At 47.3% G+C, this 6,414-nt stretch carries 4 protein-coding genes; 1 reads left to right on the top strand and 3 read right to left on the bottom strand.

Going from position 1 to position 6,414, the window contains the following annotated elements:
• Positions 1 to 3,183 (top strand): methionine synthase (gene metH / locus Q0N89_RS09620; protein ID WP_294035847.1); only part of this gene is annotated, 3,183 nt, incomplete at its 5' end.
• A 144-nt stretch (positions 3,184 to 3,327) separates the two neighbouring features.
• On the opposite strand, the gene Q0N89_RS09615 is transcribed toward metH, so the two are convergent.
• The 3 genes from Q0N89_RS09615 to Q0N89_RS09605 form a co-directional block, all read right to left on the bottom strand.
• Positions 3,328 to 4,833, bottom strand: coding sequence for a sodium:alanine symporter family protein (locus Q0N89_RS09615; RefSeq protein ID WP_294035845.1), 1,506 nt, complete (start codon positions 4,831 to 4,833; stop codon positions 3,328 to 3,330).
• Between the two features lie 45 nt (positions 4,834 to 4,878).
• Entirely contained in the window at positions 4,879 to 5,241 is a 363-nt protein-coding gene (locus tag Q0N89_RS09610) for a hypothetical protein (RefSeq protein WP_294035843.1), read from the bottom strand.
• Between the two features lie 31 nt (positions 5,242 to 5,272).
• Positions 5,273 to 6,414: autotransporter outer membrane beta-barrel domain-containing protein (locus Q0N89_RS09605; RefSeq protein WP_294035841.1), on the bottom strand; the 1,142-nt coding region annotated here is incomplete at its 5' end.

Below are 6,414 nucleotides of genomic sequence, written 5' to 3'. Positions count from 1 at the left end.
AACTACACCGAAAGTACGCTGGCACTGATTGACGGTGGGGCGGACATTATTTTGATTGAGACGGTGTTTGATACGCTAAATGCCAAGGCGGCGATTTTTGCGGTGACGGGCGTATTTGAGATGATTGGCTTTGAGCTGCCGATTATGATTAGTGGCACGATTACCGACGCATCGGGGCGGACGCTGTCAGGGCAGACGGCAGAAGCCTTTTATAATTCGGTACGCCATGCCAAGCCTATCTCGATTGGCTTTAACTGTGCTTTGGGTGCAGATGCACTCAGACCACATATCCAAAGCTTATCCGATGTCTGTGAGACCTTTGTATCAGCACACCCCAATGCAGGCTTGCCCAATGAATTTGGCGAATATGACGAAACGGCGACCGAGACTGCCACGATGGTGCAGGGCTTTGCCAAAGCAGGTATTGTCAATATCGTCGGTGGCTGCTGTGGTACGACGCCCGAGCATATCCGCACGATTGTCGAGATGGTGTCGCCCTTTGCCCCACGCACCATTCCTGAATATAAGCCTGCGTGCCGCCTGTCTGGACTTGAAGCCTTTAACATCACTCGTGATAGCTTGTTTGTCAATGTCGGTGAGCGTACCAATGTTACAGGCTCTAAGAAATTCTTAAGACTGATTAAAAATGAAGAATACGCAGAAGCCCTTGATGTCGCCCGAGACCAAGTAGAAGGCGGCGCGCAGGTCGTGGACATCAACATGGACGAAGCCATGCTAGACAGCAAGCAGGCGATGATTCATTTTGTCAATCTGATTGCGTCCGAGCCTGACATCAGCCGAGTGCCACTGATGATTGACTCATCAAAATGGGACATCATTGAAGCAGGTCTAAAATGCACGCAGGGCAAGGCGATTGTCAATTCTATTTCATTAAAAGAAGGCTATGATGAATTTGTCGCCAAAGCTCGCCTATGTATGCGTTATGGGGCGGCGGTGATTGTCATGGCGTTTGATGAAGTTGGGCAAGCGGACACCGAAGCACGCAAGATTGAGATTTGTAAACGCAGCTATGATATTTTGGTCGATGAAGTGGGTTTCCCATCCGAAGACATCATCTTTGACCCGAACATCTTTGCGGTCGCCACAGGTATCGAAGAGCATAACAACTACGGCGTGGACTTTATCAAAGCGACCAAATGGATTACCGACAACCTGCCCAATGCGATGGTGTCGGGCGGTGTGTCCAATGTGTCGTTTAGTTTTCGTGGTAATCCAATTCGTGAAGCGATTCATGCGGTGTTCTTATACCACGCCATCAATAACGGCATGACGATGGGGATTGTCAATCCTGCGATGCTCGAGCTGTATGATGAGATTGAGCCATCTGCCCGTGATGCCATCGAAGATGTGATTTTAAACCGTAATAACGACAATAACGAAGCGACAGAGAAGCTGCTTGAAGTTGCCGAAAATTACCATTCAGGCGATAAAGCCAAATCAGGCGGTGCTGACCTAGCATGGCGTGAAGACACGGTAGAAAAACGCATTGAATATGCCCTAGTCAAAGGTATCACTACTTATATTGATGAGGACACCGAAGAAGCTCGCCAAAAATACCCACGACCGCTCGATGTCATCGAAGGGCCTTTGATGGACGGCATGAATGTGGTGGGTGATTTGTTCGGTGCAGGTAAGATGTTCTTGCCACAGGTGGTCAAATCCGCCCGTGTGATGAAACAAGCGGTGGCATGGCTAAATCCTTATATCGAAGCCGAAAAAGTCGCAGGCGAGTCTAAGGGTAAAATTCTTATGGCGACTGTCAAAGGTGATGTGCATGACATCGGCAAAAATATCGTCGGCGTGGTCTTGGGCTGTAATGGCTATGAAATCATTGACTTAGGCGTGATGGTGCCATGTGAGACCATCCTTGAGACCGCCAAGCGTGAAAATGTCGATATCATCGGGCTGTCAGGACTTATTACCCCAAGCCTAGATGAGATGGTCTATGTCGCTAAGCAAATGCAAGAGCAGGGCTTTAACTTACCGCTACTCATCGGCGGTGCGACCACATCCAAGGCACATACGGCGGTCAAAATTGAACCCAATTACCAAAACGACATCGTCGTCTATGTGGCGGATGCCAGCCGTGCGGTGGGCGTGGCGACGACTTTATTGTCAAAGGATAAGCGTGGCGAGTTCATTGATGAAATCCGTAGCGAGTACAGCGAAGTGCGAGAACGCCTAGCCAATCGTAAGCCAAAAGGGGCGAAGCTGACCTATGAGCAGTCCATCGCCGAAGGTTTCCAATACGACTGGGAGACTTACACACCACCTGTACCAAATAAACTGGGTCAAGTGGTGCTTGATGATTATCCGCTTGAGAATCTCTTGCCATACATTGACTGGACGCCGTTTTTTATCTCATGGGGCTTGGTCGGTAAATACCCAAAAATCTTTGATGATGAAGTTGTCGGCGCAGAAGCTCGTGATTTGTACGCCAATGCGATGGCGATGATTGATAAGCTGATGGCGGAAAAGCTTGTGACTGCCAAAGCGGTGTTTCGTTTAGAAAAAGCCAAGCGTACCGCCCCTGATACCGTCGCCGTCTATGATGAAAATGGTCAAGCGGTGCAACACTTTGAACATTTACGCCAACAAAGTGACAAGGTCACAGGCAAGCCAAACTACAGCCTAGCTGACTTTATCTCGCCCAATGGTAATGATTATTTGGGCGGCTTTACCGTGTCTATCTTTGGCGCTGAAGAGCTTGCCAATGAGTATAAGGCAAAAGGCGATGACTATAACGCCATCATGGTGCAGGCAGTGTGCGACCGCCTAGCCGAAAGCTTTGCCGAGCATCTGCATGAGCTGATTCGCAAAGACTACTGGGGCTATCAAGCCGATGAAAACCTAAGCAACGAAGAGCTGATAAAAGAGCAATACATCGGCATCCGTCCTGCACCGGGTTATCCTGCTTGCCCTGAACATACCGAAAAAGGCAAGCTGTTTGACTGGCTAGATACCACCAATACTATCGGTACTTATCTCACTGAAAGCTACGCCATGTGGCCACCGTCTAGTGTATCGGGTTTTTATTATAGCCACCCTGACAGTACTTATTTTAATGTCGGTAAAATCAGCACCGACCAGCTAGAAGACTACGCACGCCGTAAGGGTTGGGATATTAAGACTGCTGAAAAGTGGCTGAATCCGAATTTGTAAGCCATAGTCTTAGACCAAAAAACCGCTTTGATTATGATGTCAAAGCGGTTTTTAACTATGCTTTTAACTATTTGCTTTTAACCATTTCACCACCCAAAACAAAAGCCCTACATCGGTAGAGCTTTTGTTTCGACTAAGGATGAATTAGTCTTTTTTGTTTTTTAGCTTTTCTTCCCAGAAAGTCGCATTACGGATGCCAAGCTTAGCAGGGTCGAAGGTGTAGTTGGTCACGCCAGCTTTCTTTTGCTGTTCGTAGTCTTTTAGGGCAAGTAGAGTTGGTTTTGCCATAAAGAAGATAACCAGCATACCGATGATGTTTAGCCATGCAGTCAAGCCCACACCGATATCACCGATGGTCCAGATATAGCCTGCGCTATTGACCGCACCATAAGCAACAGCTAGGATGATGATTAGTTTGACTAGGAATAGAGCAAAGTCTGATTTGAATGAACGAGTCAGATATGCCATATTCACTTCGGCGATGTAGTAGTACGCCATGATGGTGGTGAATGAGAAGAAGAATACCGCCACCGCAACGAATACGCTACCAAAGCCGCCAAATACGCTAGATACAGCCATTTGAGTGAATGCAGGGCCACTGATGGTGGTTGCAGGGTCAACGAATTGTACTAGGAATTGGCCTTCTGGTAGAGCACCTTGAACGTTGTACATACCAGTCATCAGAATCATGAATGCAGTCGCCGAGCATACGAACAGGGTGTCGATATACACAGAGAATGCTTGTACGATGCCTTGCTGTGCAGGGTGCTGAACTTCAGCTGCCGCCGCATGGTGTGGACCTGTACCTTGACCAGCTTCGTTTGAGTAAACACCACGTTTTACACCCCAGCCAATCGCCGCACCAAAGCCAGCCATTGGGTTAAAGATGTCGCTCATGATTAGGCCAAAGATAGTAGGAATCTTATCAAAGTTGAATAGAATGATAAGCACCGCCATCAAGATATAGCCAAGCGCCATAAATGGAACAATGAACTCAGCCACACGAGCGATACGTTTGATACCACCAAAGATGATCAGACCAAGTAGGACAACAACGACTAGCGTGACAATCAGGGTGTTTGTACCAACATCACCAAAGGCAGTGCTAACCATTGCGCCTTCACCAGTGATACCAGTGACAGCCTTGACAACACCGTTGGCTTGTACACCTGGTAGGAACAGACCACAAGAAACAACGAATGCAAGTGCAACCAATAGACCATAAGCCTTACCAAAACCACCGCCGAAGAATTTTTCGAAGTAGTAAGCAGGGCCACCACGGTATTGACCTTTGTCATTGACCTTATAAATCTGACCTAAGGTAGATTCGACATAGGCGGTTGATGCGCCCAAAAACGCCATCACCCACATCCAAAATACCGCACTTGGGCCACCAAAACCAATCGCCGCCGCAACACCAGCAATGTTACCCATGCCCACACGGCCTGATAGTGCAACTACCAATGCCTGAAATGAGCTAATGCCTTCTGGTGATTCGTTACGAGCAAATAGCAGGCTAATCATTTCTTTGAAATGTCTCAGCTGCATAAAGCGAGTTAGGATAGAGAAGAATAGACCAGTTGCCAAGCATAGCCAAACTAGCCATGGACTCCAGACAACGTCATTAATTGCGTTAATAATGCTTTCCATAAGCATATCCTTAATTTTGTTTTTTGTATCATGACGATACTAAGATCAATCTGACCATCTAAAGACTAACTCGTCATCAATGCCACTATCACGCACAAGCACGCACAAGTTTACCTTTAGATGATCAATCCATTTGCCCCAAATTGTGTAACAAAATTTAACCAATAAAAGCTTGGCTGAAACAAACACAACTTGGATTGTTGCAATTTGCCATAAAATCGTGATAAAAGCTAGTAAAAATTTTGATAATTCGTAAAAATTTGTGAATAAGGACAGATTGAATAAAAAATCTCTTGCTAAGAAAGGCTGATCAGCAGTTTTAAAAATTACAATAGACTGATGCAGTTTGGATAAGGTGGTTGGTGGAGTGTCACTGTCATAAGACTGAATAAAAATTGGGGCGGTCATACTTAGCCGCCCCAATCTTGGTATCTAAAAATCAAAATACTGATTTGATACCGATCACGCCACCGTGGCTTTCATAATTATCACGCCATTGGCCTTGATAATCCAAGCGTAGGCTTGTGGCAGGGGTTAGTTGATACTGGATGCCTACACCGAGCGTACCAACGGTTTTACCGATCTTATGACCTGCGACACCAAATCGATGATCACCAAAGCTGACAAAGCTGCCATTAATGTCGCTGCGCTTATCACCATTATCCACGCCGACAGATGCCAGCGCTGCCAAGCGAAGTTTTGGTGTCACAGCCGCCGTAGCTTTGATACCTGCAGTGCTGGTTAGGCGCTGATATTTGGCGGCATCAATGCTAAGATTGTAGGCGTCGACACCAGTTTCGATGTAGGCATCAGATTTGACTTGGCTATAATCAATCTTAACAAACGGCGTCAGATTGCGATTATCGCTGCCAATTTGATGAGAGATGCCAAAGCCTGCCTGTACGATGTCTGCATCATAGTCACTGTAAGCGATGGCTGAGTCAAAGCGACGCTCGCCTTTGATTTGGGCTGTACCGACACCAATGTGCGCATGTGCTGTGGTGTTGGCGATGCTATGATTGGCATACAGATAACCCATTAATGTGTCAGCTTGAGCGTGGTGAGATGCCAAAGCTTGGCTATCAGCATCATTCTCACCATAAGCGATGGCCAGACCGATATTGCTGTCATTGATGGCAGTGTCGGCACCTGCAATGACGCCCCAAGCATTGCTATCAAAGTCGGTTAGGCTGTTTTGGGCGTCGAGTGTGCCAGTATTGCCGATGGCTTTTGCCCAGACGGTCTTATTTGGCTCGAAGCTGCGCTCAAAGATGCTGCCAGCAAAACGATCGGCATCATCAGCCAACAGTCGATTGACCGAACCAGAGAGCAGTGGCTGCAGCTGTGTCGCCATATTGGCTAAGGTGGTGTCATTACCGTTTGTTGCATCGATGATTAAGACATCTGCCAAAGTATTATTGCCATCAGTCACTTTATCAGCGATAGCGGCATCCAACACCTGTGCCAAATTTTGTAAGGCAGGGCGGTCGTGGGTCTTGACAGCATTTTCAAATTTGCCGATACTGGTAGGCGTAGGCGTAGGCGTAGGCGTAGGCGTAGGCGTAGGCGTAGGCGTAGGCG

Source organism: uncultured Moraxella sp., from assembly GCF_945873075.1.
GTDB lineage: Bacteria > Pseudomonadota > Gammaproteobacteria > Pseudomonadales > Moraxellaceae > Moraxella.
The sequence above is the reverse complement of the archived record's forward strand: the minus strand, read 5'-3'. Positions and strand labels throughout refer to the sequence as shown.

Bases quoted from the DNA above. Each gene is read 5' to 3' on its own strand.
- Q0N89_RS09615 (WP_294035845.1), bottom strand. From the start codon at position 4,833: ATGGAAAGCATTATTAACGCAATTAATGACGTTGTCTGGAGTCCATGG.
- Q0N89_RS09610 (WP_294035843.1), bottom strand. From the start codon at position 5,241: ATGACCGCCCCAATTTTTATTCAGTCTTATGACAGTGACACTCCACCA.